Below are 20,012 nucleotides of genomic sequence, written 5' to 3'. Positions count from 1 at the left end.
CGGACGGGCCGCCCCGGTTCACCTTCCGTTCACCCGTGCAACGCAGACTCTTAAGAGTCGCTGTTTAGCGTTCCCGTCGAACCCTGCACCGGGTTCCGTCCCCAAACATGCGAAGGATTCACATCGTGAAGCTCTCCCGACTCGCCCAGCTGGGCACCGTGGCCGCCGTGGCCTCCCTGACCCTCGCCGGCTGCGCCGGCCCCTCGGGCTCCGGCGACGCCGCGGGTTCGTCCTCGTCGCCCTCGTCCTCCGACGTGGCGTTCACGATCGACCCCAACCTCTCGGGCACGATCACCGCGGGCGGCTCGAGCGCCCAGTCCAACGCGCAGGCCGCGTGGACCAGCGCCTACAACGCTCAGGCCAAGGGCGTCACGATCAACTACGACAAGTCGCAGGGCTCCGGCGGCGGCGTCACCAACTTCCTCAGCGGCGCGTACGACTTCGCCGGCTCGGACGCCCCCCTGAACGCCGACCAGACCACGCAGTCGGCTGCGCTGTGCACCGAGGGCGGCGTCAACATCCCCGTCTACCTCGACGGCGTCGCGATCATCTTCAACATCCCCGGCGTCACCGAGCTGAAGCTCTCGGGCGAGACGATCGCCAAGATCTTCGCGCTCCAGATCACCGACTGGTCCGACCCGGCCATCACCGCCGACAACGGCACCGCCCTGACCGCCGGTCCCATCACGACCGTCGCGCGCTCGGACGGCTCGGGCACCACGCAGAACCTCACCAACTACCTCGCCGCGACGCAGTCGTCGGTGTGGACCGCCCCCGCGGGCAAGGACTGGCCCATCGAGGGCAACGTCTCGAAGCAGAAGGGCGGCTCCGGTGTCGTCGAGGCCGTCAAGGCCGGCACCGGCACCATCGGCTACGCCGACCACTCGGCCATCGGCGACCTGAACGCCGCCGCGGTCATCCAGGACGGCACCGCCGTCGCGTACAGCCCCGAGGCCGTCACGGCGACCTTCGAGGCCGCGGCCGTCGACGCCAGCAACGGTGTCGCGGGCGACCTGTCGAAGAAGTTCGACTACTCGAAGCTGACCGCCGAGACCTACCCGATCCCGCTCGTGTCCTACGCGATCACCTGCACCACGTTCAAGGACTCCGCGCAGGCCGAGCTGACCAAGTCGTACCTCGGCTTCGTCACCAGCACCCTCGGCCAGCAGGTCGCGGCCAAGAACGCCGGCTCGGCCCCGCTGCCCGACTCGGTCCTCGAGGCCGCCGCCGAGACCCTCTCGGCCATCAAGTAAACATCTCTTCGGACTCGGCCCGACTCGCGCTTCTCGTGCGGGTCGGGCCGGGCTGATCGGAACGGTCGACCCGCGTCGAACGCTCCGCTGAGCCGACATCCTCACAGAACACCCGACCGAGGAGAACCCATGACCCGTGCCGAGCGTGAGGTCCCCCGTGACTGACACCGTCGCTGACACAGAGACCGCCCCGTCCTCACCGACCCCGCCCCGCACGACGATCGTCGGCAAGCGACGCGTCGGCGACACCGTCTTCCTCGGACTGTCGACCACGGCCGCCGTGTCGATCATGATCATCCTCGCCGGTGTGGCGATCTTCCTGATCATCCGCGGTCTGCCCGCCATCACGGGCAACTGGACCGAGGGCGACCTCGCCGGCTACCAGAACGGCTCGTGGTCCAACTTCTGGGAGTACGTCGGACCCCTGCTCTTCGGCAGCGTCTGGGCGGCCCTCATCGCGATGATCATCGGAACGCCGGTCGCCATCGGCATCGCGCTGTTCATCTCGCACTACGCCCCCCGCCGCATCGCCGGCGCGCTGGGCTACATCGTCGACCTGCTCGCCGCGGTGCCGTCGATCGTCTTCGGCCTGTGGGGCATCATCGTCATGCGCCCGCTGCTGCTGCCCGTCGGCGAGTTCCTCAACCAGTACCTGGGCTGGATCCCGCTCTTCCAGGGCCCGGTCTCGAGCACGGGGTCCACCATGCTCACCGGTGGAGTGGTGCTCGCCGTCATGATCCTGCCGATCGTCACCTCGATCACCCGCGAGATCTTCCTGCAGACCCCGCGCCTGCACGAAGAAGCCGCCCTGGCCCTCGGCGCCACGCGATGGGAGATGATCCGCCTGTCGGTCTTCCCGTACGCCCGCAGCGGCATGGTCTCGGCCACCCTGCTGGGCCTCGGCCGCGCCCTCGGCGAGACCATGGCGATCGCGCTCATTATCTCGCCCAGCCTCATCTACTCGGTGCTGCTGCTCACCGACGGCTACAACTCGCAGACGATCGCGGCGAACATCGCGCTGAACTTCCCCATCGCGACCGACCTGCAGCGCTCGGCGCTCATCGGCACCGGTCTGATGCTGTTCGTCATCTCGCTGGCGGTCAACATGTTCGCCCGCTACATCATCGGAGCCACCGGCCCCGGTGCGAAGGGCCGCAAGAAGGGCAAGCGCTCATGACCGTCACCGCTCCCTCCGCCCCCCTCGCCCTCACCAGCGGGCAGCTCCCCCGCTTCATCGAGCCGATGCTGCTCGCGGGCGTCGCGGTCGTCATCGCCGGCGTCCAGCTGCTCATGGGCGGTTTCAACCTCGCCACCTGGCTCATCCTCACGGCGATCGTCTACCTGATCGCGATCGGCGTCGGCTCTTCGATCGTCGAGAACCGCCGCAAGGCCGTCGACCGTGTCGTGCGCGGGCTCGTCACCGCGGCGTTCCTGCTCGCGGTGGCCCCGCTCATCTCGACGCTGTACACCGTGGTGTCCAAGGGCCTCGCGGTCGTGAACCTGCAGTTCATCACGCAGGTCGGCGGCACGCAGTTCGACCCGAACACCCTCGAGGTCGTCGCGACCCCCGGCGCCTGGCAGGCCGTCGCGGGCACGCTCATCATCACGGGTATCGCGGCGCTCATCTCGGTTCCCATCGGCATCCTGGCCGCCGTCTACCTGGTCGAGTACGCTCAGCCCAACAACCCGCTGCGCCGCGCGATCACGTTCCTCGTCGACGTCATGACGGGCATCCCCTCGATCGTCGCCGGTCTGTTCGCGTTCTCGCTGTTCAGCCTGGTCGTCGGACCGAAGGCGTTCAGCGGGTTCTCGGCATCCATCGCCCTGTGCGTGCTGATGATCCCGATCGTGATCCGCTCCACCGAAGAGATGCTGCGCCTGGTCCCGGCCGACCTGCGCGAGGCCTCGCTCGCCCTGGGCGTGCCCCGCTCGGCGACGATCATCAAGGTCGTGCTGCGCACGGCGGCCAGCGGCATCATCACCGGTGTGGTTCTCGCCGTGGCGCGCGTCGTCGGCGAGACCGCCCCGATCTTCATCGCGGCGAGCTTCACCGACAACTTCAACGCCAACCCGTTCGAGGGTCCGATGCAGACCCTCCCCGTCATGGCCTACACCGCGTACAGCTTCCCCGGCCAGGACATCGACGCATCTCAGGCCCAGGCCTGGGGCGCGGCGTTCCTGCTCGTCGTCCTCGTCGTCATCTTCAACCTGATCGCCCGGATCGTGGCGGCGGTGTTCGCGCCCAAGGCGCGCTGACCCCAGAAAGGCACCTCTTCGTGTCCAAGAGCATCGAGGTCCAGGACCTCAACGTCTACTACAGCGATTTCCTCGCGGTCGAGGGCGTCTCGATCGACATCGAGCCCCGGTCGGTCACCGCGTTCATCGGCCCCTCGGGCTGCGGCAAGTCCACGTTCCTGCGCACCCTGAACCGCATGCACGAGGTCATCCCCGGCGGTCACGTCAAGGGCCGCGTGCTCATCGACGGCGACGACCTGTACGGACCCGGGGTCGACCCGGTGCTCGTGCGTCGTCACGTCGGCATGGTCTTCCAGCGCCCCAACCCGTTCCCCACGATGTCGATCCGCGAGAACGTGCTGGCCGGCGCCAAGCTCAACGACAAGCGCATGTCCAAGAGCGACGGCGACGCGCTCGTCGAGAAGTCCCTGCGGGGCGCCAACCTGTGGAACGAGGTCAAGGACCGCCTCGACAAGCCCGGCGGAGGCCTCTCGGGTGGTCAGCAGCAGCGTCTGTGCATCGCCCGCGCGATCGCCGTCTCGCCCGACGTCCTGCTCATGGACGAGCCCTGCTCGGCGCTCGACCCGATCTCGACCTTCGCGATCGAGGAGCTCATCTCGGAGCTCAAGAACGAGTACACGATCGTCATCGTGACGCACAACATGCAGCAGGCCTCGCGCGTCAGCGACAAGACGGCGTTCTTCAACATCGCCGGTACCGGCAAGCCCGGCAAGCTCATCGAGTACAACGACACCTCGGCCATCTTCACGGCGCCCGCCGTGCAGGCCACCGAGGACTACGTCTCGGGCCGCTTCGGATAAGCACACACCCCGCGAAGGCCCCGCTCCGGCGGGGCCTTCGTCGTTCCCGCGTGGGCCCCGCTCAGTCGCGCGGCGAGAGCAGATAGGCGTTGAGCTCGTCCGTCAACGCCCGGTCGATGGCTTTCGCGACGCCGTCGACCGCGGCGATCGGCGCGGCCAGGCGCACGCTCGACAGCAACCACGCGGCATCCGCGTCGACGAGGGTCGCCGTCGGAACGGTCTCGTATGCGGTCTCGACACCGCGCCGCCCGAGGTACGAGAACACGCTGATCTGCGTCGTGCCGTGCAGGATGCCCGCGCTCGGCTCGGGCGTGACGAACCGGTCGCCCAGGCGCAGCAGCACCGTCGCGGTGGGCGCCTCGAGCACGAACCCGTCGCTGGAGACGAACACCGCGTCGTCGGCGCCGCGCCGGTGGGCTTCGCGGATCGCCGCCATGTTGACGGCGTACGACAGCGTCTTGGCCCCGAGCTGCAGCCAGGGAGCGCGCGCCGGGACGTCGAGCGCGTGCCCGCGGTCGAGGGTGACGACGTCGACCCCGTCCCGCCGCGAGCGGGTGTTGTCGGGGGCGGATGCCAGCGTGATCCACGCCGTGGGGATCGGCTGGCCCTCCACTCCCCTGCTGAGCAGCAGTTTCATGACGTTCTCGCCCGCTCCCGCGTGCGCGGCGACCCGGGCGATCGCGGACCGCCACTGTCCGAGATGCGGAGCCGGCAGATCGCACAACCCGGCGGAGTGCGCGAGCCGCTCGAGATGGGGACCGACCTCTTGCGGGTGACCGTCGATCACACCGAGCGACTCGAAGATCCCGTCACCGCGCTGCGCGCTGAGGTCACCGACCCGCAGCGCGGGCTCGTCCGGATCGAAGAAGCGGAACGTCTCGGCGAAGTCCTCTCGAGGATCATCGGATGCCACGGGGTCGATCAGAAGAGCACTGCGCCAAGCCATGCTGCGAGCCTATGTCGTCGACCCGACACGCCCGGGTCTTGTCAACGGGGCCGTCCGAGGGAATGTTCGCGCGGGGCCCTTGTTACACTTCTACAGCCGGGCCGCAGTAACCCCGGGCTCCATCTTCTGCCGCTATGAGCGGCCTTGCGCCGAGAGGCGTTCTGCGGTCCGGCACTTATCTTTTCCGGGCTCTTCTCACGTCAGCGCGTCGCGCCGCCAGAGGGCCGCGGATGCCGCCAGGTCTTCTGCGTAGGTGGCCAGTCGCAGCGCCCGCGTGGTCAGCGCGCTGGCGCGCTCGGACTCGGTGTTCTCATAGTCGTCCGCGAGATGCGTCGACCCCGCCGCCTGGACTCGGCAGAACGCGGCCGCACGATCCAGCGCGACGGCGAAGTCGCCCTCGAAGAGGCCGCGGAGGATCGTGTCGATCAGCTGCACGAGTTCTTCGGGGCCCGCGGGTGCGGGAGCACCCGCCACGACGGCGTCGACCGTCGCCATCTCGACGCGCCCGCGCTCGTACAGCAGAGCGGCCGTCGCGGCGTCGTCGTGGATCATCAGCTGCAGCAGGTAGAGCCGCCAGAGCGCGCCGGGCAGGGAGCGAGCGGGCGACCGCGACCAGAGTTCGGCGATGTCATCGATGCCGTGGTCGTCGGTGAACGCGACCAGTCGCTCGACGACGTCGACGCTCGGATCTGCCCGCACGCGCGACAGCAGGGCCTGGGCCGTGCTGTGAGCCACGCGCGAGACCTCCGCCGGATCCTCGGCCGAGAAGAGTCGGTCGAAGAGCTCGGCCGGACGCCGGACCGGCTTGTGGAACTCACGGGACGAATCGCTCATCGTTCCAGGCTAAACGTCGCCCCCGGCGGCCGGGCCGCAGCGAACCCGCCCCCACGAGGGGGACGGGCTCGGACGGTGGCGTCAGGCGGCGGCGTCAGGCGGTGGCGACGGCGAGCACCGGAGCGGTGCTCGGGGTCCCATCGGGCGATCCGCCCGCCGGCTCGATGGTCACGGCGATCACGTCGCCCGCGTGCATCTCGCCGTCGAGCACCGCGGTCGCGTTGCCGTCGGCATCCGGAGTGAAGGTTCCGGCGGCGATGGGGGTCTGATCGCGGACGAACCAGAGCTCGTAGGTCTTGTCGGATTCGAGCGCGGGCATGCCATCGGTGACGAGCACGCTGCGACCGGTCGACGGCGACCAGTGCGCGGTCGCGACCGTGCCGTCGGGCAGGGTCGTCGACGCGGACTGCGCGTCGGGGGCCTTCTCGATCTCTTGCAGGGCGACCACGGCGGCGGGCGGCGAGAAGAGCTGGCCGACCGTGACGGCACCGAAGCCGAGCACGAGCACGGCGGCGAAGGAGGCAGCCAGGGCGAACCAGCGACGCGCTCCCCAACTGCGGGCGCGTGCCGAGCCGGCGGGCACGGCGTCGCTCTTCGCGACGACGGGCGCGGGGCCGGCGGCGGCGAAGTCCTCTCCCTCGGCTGCTGCGGGGACGGATGCCGCGGGCTCCTGGGGCAGGTCCGAGATGCGGGCGAACAACGACGCGCGCACCGACGGGGGCGGCTCGACGGGCTCGACGGCGGCGCTGATCGCGGCGACCGCGTCAGCGGCGTCCCGGACGTGGGAGTCCCAGTGGGGATTCCCCGCCAGAGCCTCCTGGTACGCGCGTTCATCTGCCTCGGATAACGCATGCAATGCGTGTCCAACGGCGAGGTCGGCGAAATCCCTCTCGTTCACTTGTCCACCCCCATTTCCACTCTCAGACGCGACAGACCGTCGCGCATCCTGGTTTTGACCGTACCGAGCGGCGCCCCGACGAGGGAAGCGATCTCGCTTTGGCTGTACCCACCGAAGTAGGCCAGCGTGAGTGCTTCTTTCTGAGCGTCGGGAAGCGTCGCGAGTGCATCGACGACGCGCCGCCCTTCCATCTTCAGTTCGACTTTTTCGGATACGTCGTCGTAAGCGACGTCCATATCCCGGAAGCCCGCACGCACATCCCGATCCACGCTCGACTGCGATGACCGCACGCGGTCCACCGCTCGTCGGTGCGCGATCGTGAGGACCCACGATCTTCCTTGCCCTCTATTCGGAGTGAATCGCGCGGCGGATTGCCAGATCTCGAGGAACACCTCTTGCAGCACTTCTTCGCTCTGCGAGCGGTCGACGAGCACGCGGAGGATGAGGCCGAAGGCGCGGGCCGACAGGGTGTCGTACAACTCGGCGAATGCGGAACGGTCCCCCGTGGCGACGCGCTGCAGGAGCGCACCGACGTGATCGATGTTCTCTGCCCCGTCCTCAGGGAGGTCGAATCCGTCGATCACCATGGCATCCATCATTCCCTACGCCGTCCGCGCTCCCCGTGTGCGTGCGCGCGCGTCGCGCGTGAGCTAGGCGAAACCGTTGCAGACAGGCCACAGCGCACGGTCCCACGGCGTCCACAACGGCTCGTGGAAAATATTCCGGAGAATATTTACACCCGCCTGATCAGGGATTTCCACCGTACGGAAGTGGCCGCAGGGGCCCCGGGCGCAACATTTCGCAATCCGATCCCCGGGGGGTCCCGAAGACCCTGTGTAAGCCGCTCCACGGCGAACCGCCCCTCGCACCGGGGTGTCCCTGACGGGTCGCAGACGCGATCCGAACGATTTCGGAGGAATGTCATGCTCACCAACAAGAAGCCTGTCGTCGCCGGTCTCGCCCTCGTTCTGGGCTCGGCCTTCGCTCTCACCGCATGTTCGGGTGGCACCACCTCGGGCGGCACCGCCGAAGAGGCCACCACGGCCCCCTCGATGGCCGCCTCGCCCTCGATGTCGGCTTCGGCGTCGATGGACCCCGCCGCCAACCTCGTCGGCCCCGGCTGCGCCGGTTACGCCGAGCAGGTTCCCTCGGGTGCTGGTTCGGTCGCCGGTATGGCCGCTGACCCGGTCGCCGTCGCCGCGTCGAACAACCCGCTGCTCACCACGCTCACCGCGGCCGTCAGCGGCCAGCTGAACCCCAACGTGAACCTGGTCGACACGCTCAACGGCAGCGAGTTCACCGTCTTCGCGCCCGTCGACGAGGCCTTCGCCAAGATCGACTCGGCCACCATCGAGACGCTGAAGACCGACAGCGACCTGCTCACCAAGATCCTCACGTACCACGTGGTCCCCGGCCAGATCGCGCCCGACGAGATCGACGGCACGCACACCACCGTCGAGGGCCAGGACGTCACCGTCGCCGGCTCGGGTGACTCGATCACCGTCAACGAGACCAGCAACGTGATCTGCGGTGGCGTTCAGACCGCCAACGCGACCGTGTACCTCATCGACTCGGTGCTGATGCCCCCGATGTAATTCCTCGATGGCGCGAGTGATCGCGTCCTCGATCGGTCGATGATCGACCGACCCTGACGGCGAGCGTCGGACCCCAGGCGAGGGGGTCCGGCGCTCGCTTCTTCGTGCGCCCGGGGTGCGCTTCGCTCGATGCGCGTCCCCGGACGGCGCGGTCTCTTTCAGGTCCGATGCCATCGGCCTGCCCGCGCGCTCGTCGAGCATCACGCCTTCGAGGCATCCGCGCCGGATGGGCATGACCGCCCCGCCGGGGCCGGTAAGGTGGATGCCGAGGGCCTCTAGCTCAGTCGGTAGAGCATCGGACTTTTAATCCGCGGGTCGTGGGTTCGAGCCCCACGGGGCCCACCACGTATTCGCTGCGTCGCTGTCGCGCAGAACGCGAGGAACGTTCGCGCGCCGCCACCCCGTCATCGTCGCCCCGTTCAGAGCGAGCACGACGAGGACCAGCTCTTCACCGCAGGTCGGATCTCGGACCCGTGCGATGGTGAGGTGTCACCGCCACGCCCTCGGATGGACCGCGCGACAGTCCTGCCGACGCGCGGACGCGCCGCGCCGTGCGGCGGGCAGAAAGCCCCGCACGGCGCGGCCGTCGTCTAGCCGATCAGCGCACGACGGTCGCGGTCGGCGCCGATGTCCGCTGGGCGGTCGCGTAACCGGTCTTGGTCCCGGTGACCGTCACCGTGATGCGCTTGCCGACCTGCGTCGTCGAGACCTTCAGCGTCTTCGACGTGGCGCCGGCGATGTCGACCCCGTCGGCTTTCCATCGGTACGTCAGGTTCACCGGGCTCGGCGTCCACGATCCCGGCGTCGCGGTCAGAGTCGAACCCAGCTTCGCGGTGCCGCTGATGGTCGGGGTGACGGCACCCAGAGTGCCCGCGACGACGGGGTCGGTGGGCAGGGACGTCGTGACGTTCTTGCCGCTCAGCGACGCGGTGGTCACGGTGATGCGCTTGCCCACGAGGCCGCTTGGAACGGTGAGGGAAGCACTGGTCGCTCCCGAGACGACGGTGCCGTCGGCGCGCCACTGATAGGTGACCTGTTCCGCCCGCCCGGAGTCCGCCACCAGGGTCGTCCCGACCGCGGCCGTGCCCGCGATCGTGGGGACCGGAACGACGGGGGCACCGGACTGATAGACCGCGACGTTCGCGACGGACATCGTCCCACCCGACGTCTTGGGGGCGGCGGCGCTGTCGCAGCCGCAGACGCCGTTGGGCAAGCCTCCGCCGATCGCGAGGTTGAGGATGAGGAAGAAGTCGTTCGGCATGGCGGCGTTCCACGCGTCCTCACCGATCTGCGCCTCTGCGACGACATGGGTCGTCACGCCGTCGACGAAGAACTCCATCCGCTCCGCGCCCGGGGTGGTGCGGTCGATCAGCGCGGAGTAGGTGTGGAAGTCGTTCAGGCACGCCGGGCAGTCCTGCAGACCGCTCGTGATCCCGTACGGCTCGTTGCACGCACCCCCGTCAGCGAGATCGCAGTGCAGCGTCTGAATGACCTGGGGGGTGCCGTTGACCGCCTCGAGCATGTCCACCTCGCCGGTCCGGGGCCAATCGATCATGCCGTTGGCATCCCGGCCGAGCGCCCAGAACGCCCCCCAGTACCCGGTCGGGTCGGCGATGGCGGGCAGGCGGACCGAGGCCGTCATGAGCAGACGTCCCCCCGCGGGCGCGGAGAACGACTTGTCTGCCGTGATGACCCGACCGGAGGTCCACGCGCCGGACGCATCGCGGAGGGCGCGGATGTTCAGAGCCCCGGAACCGTCGAGGAAGACGTTCGCCGTGGAGTCGGTTGTGCGGTCCACCGCACCCGTGCCCCACGTTCCCACCTCGTGCTCCCACTGCGCACCGATCGGCGATCCGGCGGGGCCGTCGAACTCGTCGCGGAACAGAGTCGTCCAGCCGGCGGCATCCGCCGGGGCGGCCGCGATGGCGGCCGCCGGGGTGGCATCCCCCGTCCCCTCGGCGGCGGTCGCCACCTGCGGAAGAGAGATGACGCCCCCGACGAGGACGAGGGAAAGTGCAGCCGCGAAAGATCGCAGCGTGCGGGAGAACGGGAGGGGCATAGCGAGTCCTGTCTCTCGGGCTGAGTGCCGTCTGGTGGAGACACGCTATAGCTCAAAAGCACTGCCACATCAGCCTCAATGTGTCGTGAAGATGAACTGATAAAAGCCCCAAGGAATGCGCAAGGGCGCCTCAAGAATGAGGGGGTTGAGCGCTTGAGGTTTTTCTGAGTAGTTCTTCGCGCCGACTTCGGTATTTACCGGCGGCGGGCTACTTACATTTTTTCCCAGCAGGACCGGGAGGCGGTCCGAGCATTCATCCGGGGCTGCGGCGGGGGCCGCTACCGACACGGTCGGAAGCCCGTCGATCGGCGTACCCGCCCGGGCGCCACGGGGAGAGGAGGCGGACATGGCCGCCACCACGCATCGTCGTGACAGTGCCACCGCACCCGCACGACGTTCATCCTGGGAGGCTCTTCCCGCCGGTCGGTCGGCGCGCAGCGCCCGCGCCGGCCGTCGCGCCGGCACTGCCCCCACGCCGGTGTCGACGAGTGGCACCCGTGTCGCCGCAGCTCCCGACGTCCCGCCCGTGTCGTCGGCGGTGCAGGAGCAGAGCACCGATTCGCGGGCCGCCCGCCGCCACCGCACGACCCCCCGCATCAGCGGCCTCATCGCTGCCCTTCCCGCGCACAACGAAGAGGCGGGCATCGCCGCCGCGATCCAGGGATTGCGGAACCAGACCTGCCCGCCCGATCACATCGTCGTCATCGCCGACAACTGCACCGACCGCACCGTCGAGATCGCCCGTGCGAACGGTGCCGAGGTCTTCGAGACGACCGACAACACCCACAAGAAGGCCGGAGCGCTCAATCAGTTCCTGGCGGAGATCCTCCCTCAGCTGCGCGAAGACGATCTGGTCCTGGTGCAGGATGCCGATTCGGCTCTGGACCCCGATTTCCTTCAGATCGCGCGCAAGAACCTGAAGGGCAGCATCGGCGCCGTCGGCGGCGTGTTCCGCGGCAGCGAGGGTGGCGGCTTCGTCGGGCACCTGCAGCGCAATGAGTACGCTCGATACGCCCGCGACGTCCGGCGCCTCGGCGGTAAGTGCCTCGTGGTGACCGGCACCGCCGCGGTCCTGCAGGTCGGCCTGCTGCGACGTATCTCGCAGGCCCGCCTCGCCGGCGAGCTGCCCGCTGGGGACGGCCGCGGCGGTATCTACGACACGTCCGTCCTCACCGAGGACAACGAGCTCACCTTCGCCATCCGGCATCTCGGCTACGACGTGCTCAGCCCGGCCGGCTGCACCCTCGTGACCGAGATCATGCCGACGTGGGGCGAGCTGTGGCGTCAGCGTCTGCGCTGGAAGCGCGGCGCCGTCGAGAACTGCGTGCAGTACGGGTTCACCCGCATCACACGCCCCTACTGGGGTCGGCAGATCCTCACCATGATCGGGTGCCTGATCACCTACATCTACCTGGCCACGATCGTCTACGCCATCGCGACGAACAACCTGTCCGTCCAACCGTTCTGGATGGCCGTCACGGTGATTTTCATCGTGGAACGGATCGTGACCGTGCGGGACCGCGGCTGGCGACACATGGTGCTCGCGGGGCTGATGTACGAGCTCGTCATCGATCTGTTTCTGCAACTCGTCCACACCAAGGCATACCTGGATGCGCTGACAAATCGTCGGCGTGACTGGTGAAAGGAGAAAGAATGTACAACAACATCGCATCGTCGACGGGCGCGGGAGCGGGAGCCGGAATGCTCGCGATGACGGGCACGAATTCTCTGTGGCTCGCCCTCGCAGCATTCGCTCTGATCGCCGCAGGAACGGCTGTGATGCGGATCGTTCCGCGTCGCACGCGCGAGAGCTGAACCTCGACCCGATCGTCAGGGCCCGTCCCCGGAATCCTCCGGAGGCGGGCCCTGCCCCTTTTTCGCCCCCGTCGTCATCCGCGTCGAAGCGTGCGATCCCCCGAGCTCTCGTCGGACCCCACGGCGGAAGAAAGCCGGTCGCAGAGGACCCGCGCGACCGGCAACTCCCCCCCCTCCCCCGGTTGGCGAGGGTGTGCGGTCAGCCGCCGGCGCGACGCCCGCGACGCACCCGCTCGACGGTTTCACCCGCGGCCACACCGACGAGCAGGATCGCCGCCGCGATCGACAGCCTGAGCGCGTCGAAGAACGGCAGGACGACCGCCAGGCCGGCGAGCCCCACGAAGGCGACCAGCCCGAGGAGCTGCGCCCGCGACCACCTGTTCTCGAGCGTGCGACGGAAGAGCGCCGTGCCGCCGAGGAACAGGATGGGCGCGCCGACGACGACGATCGTCGCGGCGAGACTCCGCTGATCGGGATGCGAGAGCATCTCTTTGTCGCCCACGCTCATCAGCACGATCCCGGCGACGATCGGCAGGTGCACCCAGGTGTACGCGGCGCGGGCCAGACGGCCGGGTTCGTTCGACGCCTCGATCGCCTCGGAGCCGACGCGCTCGCCGTGATCGAAGTAGATCCACCACGCGGCCGCCGCGGCGACGAAGGCCGTCACCAGCGACGCGACCGACGATGCCGACGACTCCTTGGCGACGAAGGCGAAACCGGTGACCAGCAGACCCTCTCCGAGGGCGATGAGCACGAACAGCGCCGTCCGTTCGGCGATGTGAGGACCCGACAGGTCCCACGAGCTGACCTGTACCCTCCCCCGGCCCGGGATCGGATACCCGAGCATCGTGCCGAGCAACTCGAGAGCGAGCGCCGCAGCCCACAGGGGCAGCTGCCACTCGTGCGGCAGCACCGCGCCGACGATCCACAGGGCGCCGCCGGCGATGGTCCACGCGAGCACGAGCGTGAAATCCCGCGCGACTCCTCGGTCGTGACGAACCGTCGCCCACACGATGAAGCCCGTCCGCCCCACCTGAAGCACCACGTAGGCCACCGCGAACGCCCACGCGCGATCACCGAACGCCTCGGCGATCGAGACGCTCATCACCAGCGCGACGAGAGCGAGGACGATGACCGCCCCGCGGACGGGGAGCGTCACGGGGTCGAGCCAGTTGGTCACCCACGTGGTCGACACCCACGCCCACCACAGGGCGCACACCATGATGAGGCCCTCGAAAGCGCCGAGCGGAGTCTGGTTCTCGTACAGGTAGGCGGACAACTGGGTCAACGCGAGGACGAAGACCAGATCGAAGAACAGCTCGACGTACGTCACGCGATCCGCGCGCGAGGAGTCCGTGGGGCGCAACACGTCGCGGGTCATCCCGAATGCCATGCCCCATCCTGACACCGCGGCTGTCCGGATCGCGCAGACTCAGCCGAGCAACGCGACCCCGAATTCCGCGACCACCTCGCGCACCTCCGCCAGATAGCGCTGCGCCTGCTCGGTGAGAGGGATGGCGGTCCGTCCGATCCAGCCGATCTCGATCCGCTCGTCGACGTCGAGCGGCACCGCGACGATCTCGGGATCGAGGTCGTCGCTGATGATGCCGGTCGAGATCGTGTAGCCGTCCAGGCCGATCATCAGGTTGAAGATCGTCGCGCGATCGGACACGCGGATCTCCTGACGGCTCGACAGGGTCGAGAGGATCTCCTCGGCGAAGTAGAAGGAGTTGTTCGCGCCCTGGTCGAAGGTCAGTCGGGGCAGGTCGACGAGGTCGTCGAGCGTGGCCCGGCGGCGGGATGCCAGGGGGTTCCGGCGCGAGACGAAGATGTGCGGCTCCGCGACGAACAGCGGATGGAACGCCAGCCCCGAGTCCCGCAGCAGCTTGTCGAGCACGTTGCGGTTGAAGTCGTTGCGGAACAGGATGCCGAGCTCGCTGCGGAGGGTGCGGACGTCCTCGATGATGTCGAACGTCCGGGTCTCGCGCAGCGAGAACTCGTACTCCGCGGCATCCGTCGCCCTCACCATGCGCACGAAGGCGTCGACGACGAACGAGTAGTGCTGTGCCGAGACGCCGAGCAGGCGCCGCGAGGGCGGGCGCCCGAGATAGCGCTGTTCGAGCAGGTCGGCCTGCTCGACGACCTGGCGGGCGTAGCCGAGGAACTCCACGCCGTCGTTGGTCAGGGTCACGCCGCGCGCGGACCGCGTGAGAAGGTCGCGGCCCACGCGCGCCTCGAGGTCCTTCATCGCCGCGGACATCGTCGGCTGTGCGACGTACAGCAGGTCGGCGGCCGCCGAGATGGACCCCTCGGCGGCGACCTCGATGAAGTACTGCAGCTGCTGGAGGGTGAATCCGCTCGACCGCTTCGCCATAGGGCAAAGCTATAACACTGCATAGTGGACGGGAATTACCCGATGCCTCCGCCGTGGGAGCAGCATGGGCTCACCACCATCCGCGGGCCCACCCGGCCCCCGCACCCGATTGGCCCGTCATGGCGAACGACATCACGTTCAGCATCACCACCACCCGTTTCGACGAGGACTACGCCCCGGCCGAGTCCTCGCGCGTCACGACGAACTTCGCCAACCTGGCGCGCGGGTCGGGCCGTCAGCAGAACCTGCGCAACGCCCTGTCGATGATGAACCACCGCCTGAACGAGCTGGTGCCGGGCGACGACGACCGGTACCGCGTCGAGCTCGACATCGTCTCGGTGCACCTGCGCTTCGGGGACGGGGCGGATGACGAGGAGTTCCCCGTCATCGAGGTGCTCGACGTGAGCATCGTCGACACGAGCACCGGCGAGCGCCACCGCGGCATCGTCGGCAACAACTTCTCGTCGTACCTGCGCGACTACGACTTCAGCGTCGTCCTGCCCGCGGCCAACGCCGGCGGCGAGGGTTTCACGGTGCCAGAGGACTTCGGCATCCTGCACGGCAAGATTTTCCAGCACTTCCTCGACTCCGACGCGTACCGCGACCGCTTCGCGCAGGCGCCGGTGATCTGCATCAGCGTCTCGACGAGCCGCACCTACCGGCGCACGGGTGTCGTGCACCCGGTGCTCGGCGTCGAGTACGCGCAGGACTCCTTCTCGCTCACCGACGACTACTTCGGCCGCATGGGGCTGCAGGTGCGCTACTTCATGCCGCGCGGAAGCGTCGCACCGCTGGCGTTCTACTTCCGAGACGACCTCACCGCGGAGTACTCCGACCTGCAGCTGGCCGGCACGATCGCCACGATGGAGACGTTCCAGAAGATCTACCGTCCCGAGATCTACAACGCCGTCAGCCCCGCGGGCGAGGTCTACCGGCCGACGCTCGACGAGCCCGAGTTCGTGCGGACCGGCATCGACTACGACCGCGAGGAGCGCAGCCGACTCGCGGTCACCCAGGGCCGGTACGCCGAGGAGCACTTCGTGACGCCCCACCGTCACATCCTCGACGCGTGGGCCGCCGACTACGCCGCCCCCGTCCGATGACCCGCGAAGGAACCGCCGCCGTGACGACCCTCCTGCCCACCTCGACCGTCGGCAGCCTCCCCAAGCCCGCGTGGCTCGCCAAGCCCGAGGTGCTGTGGTCACCCTGGGAGCTCGAGGGCGACGTGCTCGTCGAGGGGAAGCACGACGCCCTGCGCGCCGCGGTACAGGAGCAGGAGCGCCGCGGTCTGGACATCATCAGCGACGGCGAGCAGACCCGTCAGCACTTCGTGACCACCTTCATCGAGAACCTCGACGGGGTCGACTTCGAGAACCGCGAGACCGTGCGCATCCGCGACCGCTACGACGCGAGCGTGCCGACCGTGGTCGGCGCCGTGAGCCGGCGCAATCCCGTCTTCGTCGAGGATGCCGCGTTCCTGCGCGCGCAGACCGACCGACCGATCAAGTGGGCCCTCCCGGGCCCGATGACGATGATCGACACCCTCGCCGACCGCTACTACGGCAGCCGCGAGAAGCTCGCGTGGGAGTTCGCGACCATCCTCAACCACGAGGCGCGCGAGCTGGAGGCGGCCGGCGTCGACATCATCCAGTTCGACGAGCCGGCGTTCAACGTCTTCTTCGACGAGCTGAAGGACTGGGGCGTCGCCGCCCTCGAGCGCGCCGCCGAGGGTTTGCGCGCCGAGACCGTCGTGCACATCTGCTACGGCTACGGCATCAAGGCCAACACCGACTGGAAGGCGACGCTCGGCTCGGAGTGGCGTCAGTACGAGGAGTCGTTCCCGCTGCTGCAGCGCTCGAGCATCGACACCATCTCGCTCGAGAGCCACCGATCGAACGTCCCGATCGACCTCGTCCAGCTGGTCCGTGGCAAGCGGGTCATGCTCGGCGCCCTCGATGTCGCCAGCGAGCGCATCGAGACGCCCGAAGAGGTCGCCGACACGCTCCGCGCCGCCCTGCAGTTCGTGGATGCCGACAAGCTCATCCCGAGTTCGAACTGCGGCATGGCGCCGCTTCCGCGTCATGTCGCGTACGACAAGGTCAGCGCGCTCACGGCCGGCGCGGCCCTGCTGCGCGAGGAGCTCGCGGGCTGATCGATCGGGCGGGCCGGAGGACTCCGCGCCCGCCCCTTCCCGTCCCCGCCGCGCTGTCGACCGGCGAGCGGATGCCGTGGCAGGGTCAGAGCGCTTCCTTCCCCGTTCCGAGGAGCACCATGCCCATCGCCGCCGATGACCCCCGCCTGATCGCCCCCTACGAGGCCGCGGCGACCCGCTACGACGACGTGCCCTTCCTGCGCGCCGGGGCCAGCGGCATCCCCCTCCCCCGCATCTCTCTGGGGCTGTGGCAGAACTTCGGTTCCGCGCGCCCGCTCGACGTGCAGCGCGAGATCCTGCGCCACGCCGTAGACCGCGGGATTGTGCACATCGACCTCGCCAACAACTACGGCCCGCCCTACGGCGCCGCCGAGACGACCTTCGGCACCGTGCTCGACAGCGACCTGCGTCGCTACCGCGACGAGCTGTTCCTCTCGACCAAGGCCGGCTACGACATGTGGCCCGGCCCCTACGGCGACGGCGGTTCGCGCAAGTACCTCGTGCGCTCGCTCGAGCAGAGCCTGACCCGCATGCGCACCGATTACGTGGACGTGTTCTACTCGCACCGCGTCGACACCGAGACGCCGATCGAAGAGACCGTCCACGCGCTCGCCGACATCGTGCGCAGCGGCAAGGCGCTGTACGCGGGGATCTCGAACTACCCCGCCGCCCTCACCCGGCGCGCGCACGAGCTGCTCGCCGCCGAGGGGGTGCGGCTGTTCGTGCACCAGCCGCGCTACTCGCTCTTCGACCGCACGCCCGAGGAGGACCTGTTCCCGACCCTGCGTGAACTCGCGGTCGGAAGCGCCGTCTTCTCTCCCCTGGCGCAGGGCCTTCTGACCGCGAAGTACCTCGACGGCACGGTACCGGCCGACTCGCGCGCCGCGGACAGCCGCTTCCTGGACTCCTCGGCCCTGACCGACGACTACCTCGAGCGCATCCGCGGCATCGACGGCGTGGCACGCGAGGCCGGCCTGTCGATCCCCCAGCTCGCCGTCGCGTGGGTGCTGCGCGACCCGGTGGTCACGACGGCGATCATCGGGGCCTCGCGCACGAGCCAGATCGACGACGCAGTGGCCGCGAGCACGACCACGCTGAGCGACGACGTCCTCTCGGCGCTCGAGCCGTTCGCGGCCGGGGTCGGCGAGCGCATCGCCTGACCCCGGTACGCAGCACACCCGCGGTGCCAGCGCAAGCGTCGAGCCATCGGGCGGTCGATCGCGTGTGATGGAAACTCGCACACGCGATCGAAGGAGGCGTCATGGGTGTCGGACGATGGATCGGAACGGGCGCGGTCGGACTCGCGGGAGCGATCCTCGCGCGCACGGCGATCGGGCGCGCGGCTGCCGCCGGGACGGTCGCCTACCGGGTCTGGAAGGACCCGAAGGTGCAGAAGATCCGCCGCAAGGTGCAGGCGAAGCTGCTCAAGCAGCGCCAGGCGCGCTGAGAAATCGTCGCCGGGCACGGGATGCGTCCCGTCCCGGCGACGACCTCACCCGGCGGTATCGGTCCCGAGCGGCAGCGGTGAGACCGGCTTGGTCACCGCGAACGCGAACGTCGTGTCGATGGACGACAGCGACGGGATCGCGCGGAGGTGCTCGCGCAGGAGCTTCTCGTACTCCTCGAAGCTCGGGGTGACGATGCGGACCAGGTAGTCCCAGTCCCCCGCGAGCAGATGCGCCTCGACGATGTGCGGGATCGCCCGCAGGCGCTGCTCGACGGCATCCACCGTCGACCCCTCGTGCGAGGCGAGTCGCAGGCGGACGAAGGCCGTGATCGTCAGGTCGACGGCCTTGGGCGAGACGACGGCGCGGTAGCCCTCGATGATGCCCGCCTGCTCGAGCTGCCGCACGCGGCGCAGGCACGGCGACGGCGACAGGCCCACGCGATCGGCGAGCTCCTGATTGGTGAGGCGTCCGTCCTGCTGCAGCTCGCGCAGGATGAGGTGATCGATGCGGTCGAGCGGCGTCATGGGGCAGATTCTGCCAATGTCGTCGCCGATACGGCAATTTTCGCAATCGCCTGCGCGCCGATCATTTCTACGCTCGGCTCGTGACCGTCTTCCCCCTGCCGCGGACCGTCGCGCCCGCTCGCGGCGCGCTCACCGGCGTCGCGGCCCTGGCGGCGGTCATCTGCCTGTGGTCGTCCTTCGCCCTGACCACCCGTGCGCTCGAGAGCACGGGAATGACCATGGCGGATGCCGCGATCGTCCGCTTCGGCGTGCCCGCGCTGCTGCTGATCCCGTGGATGCCGCGCACCCTGCGCCGCCTCCGCGGCGAGCGGCGGGGGGTCCTCGCCCTCGTCCTGCTGGCGGGTCTGCCCCACTTCCTGCTGTTCGCCGGAGGTGCGCACCTCACCTCGGCCGCGCTGACCGGGCTGCTCGTGCCGGGGACCGTCCCCCTGTTCGTCACCCTGCTGCTCCTGGCCCGCCACCGTCGGGCGCCCTCGCGCCGCCGGCTGACGGCGCTGGGCCTCATCGTGGCGGGGGTCGCCGCCAGTGCCGTCCTGACCGGCGGGCCGGGCGGACCCGGCGGGATCGCCGTGCTGCTCGCCGCGGGCTTCGTGTGGGCCGCCTACACACTGGGGCTCGCCCGCACCGGCCTGGACCCCGTCGGCGTCATCGCCATCGTCGCGCTGAGCTCCCTGATCGCCGCGCTCGTCCTCGCCGCCACCGGCGCGATGCCCTCGCACCTCTTCACGGGCGGGATCGACCCGGGCGCGTGGGGCGCCTACGCGCTCGTGCAGGGCGTGGGCACCGGACTGCTCTCGACCGCCTGCTACGTGGTCGCCGTGAAGCACCTGGGCAGCAGCATCCCCGCCGCCGCCGGAGCGCTCAGCCCCGTCCTCACGGCGCTCCTCGCGGTACCGCTGCTGGCCGAGCCGCTCACCCCCGGACTCGCGGTCGCGCTGGCACTCATCGCGACCGGTGTGGCCGCGTTCGCGCTGGCGCCCGCGGGCGCGACGCAGGCGGCGCGGAACAAAGGGATCCCGGCATCCGATCCCCCTCCCGCTCCGAACATAAGGTGAGAC

At 69.2% G+C, this 20,012-nt stretch carries 20 protein-coding genes and 1 tRNA gene; 13 read left to right on the top strand and 8 right to left on the bottom strand.

Annotated features, from left to right (window positions below):
* The first annotated feature begins 125 nt into the window (after nucleotides 1–125).
* From DC432_RS06880 to pstB, 4 genes are all read left to right on the top strand, one after another.
* Complete coding sequence (locus tag DC432_RS06880; RefSeq protein WP_116537230.1) at nucleotides 126–1,253, top strand: PstS family phosphate ABC transporter substrate-binding protein; 1,128 nt, start codon at nucleotides 126–128, stop codon at nucleotides 1,251–1,253.
* A gap of 157 nt (nucleotides 1,254–1,410) precedes the next feature.
* Entirely contained in the window at nucleotides 1,411–2,430 is a 1,020-nt protein-coding gene (gene pstC, locus DC432_RS06875) for a phosphate ABC transporter permease subunit PstC (RefSeq protein ID WP_108319059.1), read from the top strand.
* The gene (gene pstA, locus DC432_RS06870) at nucleotides 2,427–3,509 is read left to right on the top strand and encodes a phosphate ABC transporter permease PstA (protein ID WP_108319057.1); all 1,083 of its coding nucleotides are present in this window, start codon (nucleotides 2,427–2,429) and stop codon (nucleotides 3,507–3,509) included. Before pstC ends, pstA begins: the two co-directional genes overlap by 4 nt.
* A 20-nt stretch (nucleotides 3,510–3,529) precedes the next feature.
* Nucleotides 3,530–4,309, top strand: a complete 780-nt coding sequence (pstB, locus tag DC432_RS06865; protein WP_108319055.1) for a phosphate ABC transporter ATP-binding protein PstB — start codon at nucleotides 3,530–3,532, stop codon at nucleotides 4,307–4,309.
* A 61-nt stretch (nucleotides 4,310–4,370) separates the two neighbouring features.
* Here the strand turns inward: pstB and DC432_RS06860 are convergent, their stop codons facing one another.
* From DC432_RS06860 to sigK, 4 genes are all read right to left on the bottom strand, one after another.
* Nucleotides 4,371–5,255: an aminotransferase class IV gene (locus tag DC432_RS06860; protein WP_116537229.1), complete on the bottom strand. Its 885-nt coding sequence runs from the start codon at nucleotides 5,253–5,255 to the stop codon at nucleotides 4,371–4,373.
* Between the two features lie 195 nt (nucleotides 5,256–5,450).
* On the bottom strand, nucleotides 5,451–6,089 hold the full coding sequence (locus DC432_RS06855; protein WP_108319051.1) for a DNA-directed RNA polymerase subunit beta: 639 nt from the start codon (nucleotides 6,087–6,089) through the stop codon (nucleotides 5,451–5,453).
* A gap of 94 nt (nucleotides 6,090–6,183) precedes the next feature.
* Nucleotides 6,184–6,945 carry an anti-sigma factor gene (locus DC432_RS06850; protein ID WP_243393060.1) on the bottom strand — a complete coding sequence of 254 codons (762 nt, stop codon included), beginning with the start codon at nucleotides 6,943–6,945 and terminating at the stop codon, nucleotides 6,184–6,186.
* A 38-nt stretch (nucleotides 6,946–6,983) separates the two neighbouring features.
* Entirely contained in the window at nucleotides 6,984–7,574 is a 591-nt protein-coding gene (sigK, locus tag DC432_RS06845) for an ECF RNA polymerase sigma factor SigK (protein WP_108319047.1), read from the bottom strand.
* A gap of 336 nt (nucleotides 7,575–7,910) precedes the next feature.
* Between sigK and DC432_RS06840 the strand changes: the two genes are divergently transcribed.
* Nucleotides 7,911–8,582: a fasciclin domain-containing protein gene (locus tag DC432_RS06840; RefSeq protein ID WP_116537227.1), complete on the top strand. Its 672-nt coding sequence runs from the start codon at nucleotides 7,911–7,913 to the stop codon at nucleotides 8,580–8,582.
* A 269-nt stretch (nucleotides 8,583–8,851) separates the two neighbouring features.
* Nucleotides 8,852–8,927, top strand: a tRNA-Lys gene (locus DC432_RS06835).
* 253 nt (nucleotides 8,928–9,180) lie between these two features.
* On the opposite strand, the gene DC432_RS06830 is transcribed toward DC432_RS06835, so the two are convergent.
* Nucleotides 9,181–10,641 (bottom strand): family 16 glycosylhydrolase, encoded by a 1,461-nt coding sequence (locus tag DC432_RS06830; RefSeq protein ID WP_116537226.1) that lies wholly within the window; start codon nucleotides 10,639–10,641, stop codon nucleotides 9,181–9,183.
* Nucleotides 10,642–10,987: 346 nt separating this feature from the next.
* Here DC432_RS06830 and DC432_RS06825 point away from each other — a divergent pair, with 346 nt between their 5' ends.
* A complete protein-coding gene (locus tag DC432_RS06825) occupies nucleotides 10,988–12,283 on the top strand; it encodes a glycosyltransferase family 2 protein (RefSeq protein WP_116537225.1) in 1,296 nt (431 codons plus the stop codon).
* 11 nt (nucleotides 12,284–12,294) lie between these two features.
* Nucleotides 12,295–12,456 (top strand): hypothetical protein, encoded by a 162-nt coding sequence (locus tag DC432_RS16365; RefSeq protein ID WP_165801211.1) that lies wholly within the window; start codon nucleotides 12,295–12,297, stop codon nucleotides 12,454–12,456.
* Nucleotides 12,457–12,655: 199 nt separating this feature from the next.
* Here the strand turns inward: DC432_RS16365 and DC432_RS06820 are convergent, their stop codons facing one another.
* On the bottom strand, nucleotides 12,656–13,849 hold the full coding sequence (locus DC432_RS06820) for a low temperature requirement protein A (RefSeq protein WP_116537224.1): 1,194 nt from the start codon (nucleotides 13,847–13,849) through the stop codon (nucleotides 12,656–12,658).
* A 39-nt stretch (nucleotides 13,850–13,888) separates the two neighbouring features.
* The gene (locus DC432_RS06815; RefSeq protein ID WP_116537223.1) at nucleotides 13,889–14,830 is read right to left on the bottom strand and encodes a LysR family transcriptional regulator; all 942 of its coding nucleotides are present in this window, start codon (nucleotides 14,828–14,830) and stop codon (nucleotides 13,889–13,891) included.
* A 119-nt stretch (nucleotides 14,831–14,949) separates the two neighbouring features.
* On the opposite strand from DC432_RS06815, the gene DC432_RS06810 reads away from it, so the two are divergent.
* The 4 genes from DC432_RS06810 (at nucleotide 14,950) to DC432_RS06795 (ending at nucleotide 18,429) form a co-directional block, all read left to right on the top strand.
* Nucleotides 14,950–15,933, top strand: a complete 984-nt coding sequence (locus DC432_RS06810) for a putative oxygenase MesX (RefSeq protein WP_116537222.1) — start codon at nucleotides 14,950–14,952, stop codon at nucleotides 15,931–15,933.
* Nucleotides 15,934–15,953: 20 nt separating this feature from the next.
* The gene (locus tag DC432_RS06805) at nucleotides 15,954–16,982 is read left to right on the top strand and encodes a methionine synthase (RefSeq protein ID WP_116537257.1); all 1,029 of its coding nucleotides are present in this window, start codon (nucleotides 15,954–15,956) and stop codon (nucleotides 16,980–16,982) included.
* Nucleotides 16,983–17,101: 119 nt separating this feature from the next.
* Entirely contained in the window at nucleotides 17,102–18,142 is a 1,041-nt protein-coding gene (locus tag DC432_RS06800; protein ID WP_108320191.1) for an aldo/keto reductase, read from the top strand.
* 101 nt (nucleotides 18,143–18,243) lie between these two features.
* Nucleotides 18,244–18,429: a hypothetical protein gene (locus tag DC432_RS06795; protein WP_108320189.1), complete on the top strand. Its 186-nt coding sequence runs from the start codon at nucleotides 18,244–18,246 to the stop codon at nucleotides 18,427–18,429.
* Between the two features lie 45 nt (nucleotides 18,430–18,474).
* Here the strand turns inward: DC432_RS06795 and DC432_RS06790 are convergent, their stop codons facing one another.
* Nucleotides 18,475–18,954 carry an Lrp/AsnC family transcriptional regulator gene (locus DC432_RS06790; protein ID WP_116537221.1) on the bottom strand — a complete coding sequence of 160 codons (480 nt, stop codon included), beginning with the start codon at nucleotides 18,952–18,954 and terminating at the stop codon, nucleotides 18,475–18,477.
* Between the two features lie 80 nt (nucleotides 18,955–19,034).
* On the opposite strand from DC432_RS06790, the gene DC432_RS06785 reads away from it, so the two are divergent.
* On the top strand, nucleotides 19,035–20,009 hold the full coding sequence (locus DC432_RS06785; RefSeq protein ID WP_116537220.1) for a DMT family transporter: 975 nt from the start codon (nucleotides 19,035–19,037) through the stop codon (nucleotides 20,007–20,009).
* The last annotated feature ends 3 nt before the right edge of the window (nucleotides 20,010–20,012 follow it).

It is taken from the genome of Microbacterium testaceum (assembly GCF_003075375.1).
In the GTDB taxonomy this organism is placed as follows: domain Bacteria; phylum Actinomycetota; class Actinomycetes; order Actinomycetales; family Microbacteriaceae; genus Microbacterium; species Microbacterium testaceum_E.
This window is presented reverse-complemented; position numbering and strand designations above follow the sequence as displayed.

What these genes read in the sequence shown, in the direction of transcription:
- DC432_RS06800 (WP_108320191.1), top strand. Translation starts at nt 17,102, where the DNA reads ATGCCCATCGCCGCCGATGACCCCCGCCTGATCGCCCCCTACGAGGCC.
- DC432_RS06810 (WP_116537222.1), top strand. Translation starts at nt 14,950, where the DNA reads ATGGCGAACGACATCACGTTCAGCATCACCACCACCCGTTTCGACGAG.
- DC432_RS06860 (WP_116537229.1), bottom strand. Translation starts at nt 5,255, where the DNA reads ATGGCTTGGCGCAGTGCTCTTCTGATCGACCCCGTGGCATCCGATGAT.
- sigK (WP_108319047.1), bottom strand. Translation starts at nt 7,574, where the DNA reads ATGGTGATCGACGGATTCGACCTCCCTGAGGACGGGGCAGAGAACATC.
- pstA (WP_108319057.1), top strand. Translation starts at nt 2,427, where the DNA reads ATGACCGTCACCGCTCCCTCCGCCCCCCTCGCCCTCACCAGCGGGCAG.
- DC432_RS06790 (WP_116537221.1), bottom strand. Translation starts at nt 18,954, where the DNA reads ATGACGCCGCTCGACCGCATCGATCACCTCATCCTGCGCGAGCTGCAG.
- DC432_RS06825 (WP_116537225.1), top strand. Translation starts at nt 10,988, where the DNA reads ATGGCCGCCACCACGCATCGTCGTGACAGTGCCACCGCACCCGCACGA.
- DC432_RS06820 (WP_116537224.1), bottom strand. Translation starts at nt 13,849, where the DNA reads ATGGCATTCGGGATGACCCGCGACGTGTTGCGCCCCACGGACTCCTCG.
- DC432_RS06795 (WP_108320189.1), top strand. Translation starts at nt 18,244, where the DNA reads ATGGGTGTCGGACGATGGATCGGAACGGGCGCGGTCGGACTCGCGGGA.
- DC432_RS06815 (WP_116537223.1), bottom strand. Translation starts at nt 14,830, where the DNA reads ATGGCGAAGCGGTCGAGCGGATTCACCCTCCAGCAGCTGCAGTACTTC.
- DC432_RS06830 (WP_116537226.1), bottom strand. Translation starts at nt 10,641, where the DNA reads ATGCCCCTCCCGTTCTCCCGCACGCTGCGATCTTTCGCGGCTGCACTT.
- DC432_RS06855 (WP_108319051.1), bottom strand. Translation starts at nt 6,089, where the DNA reads ATGAGCGATTCGTCCCGTGAGTTCCACAAGCCGGTCCGGCGTCCGGCC.
- DC432_RS16365 (WP_165801211.1), top strand. Translation starts at nt 12,295, where the DNA reads ATGTACAACAACATCGCATCGTCGACGGGCGCGGGAGCGGGAGCCGGA.
- DC432_RS06840 (WP_116537227.1), top strand. Translation starts at nt 7,911, where the DNA reads ATGCTCACCAACAAGAAGCCTGTCGTCGCCGGTCTCGCCCTCGTTCTG.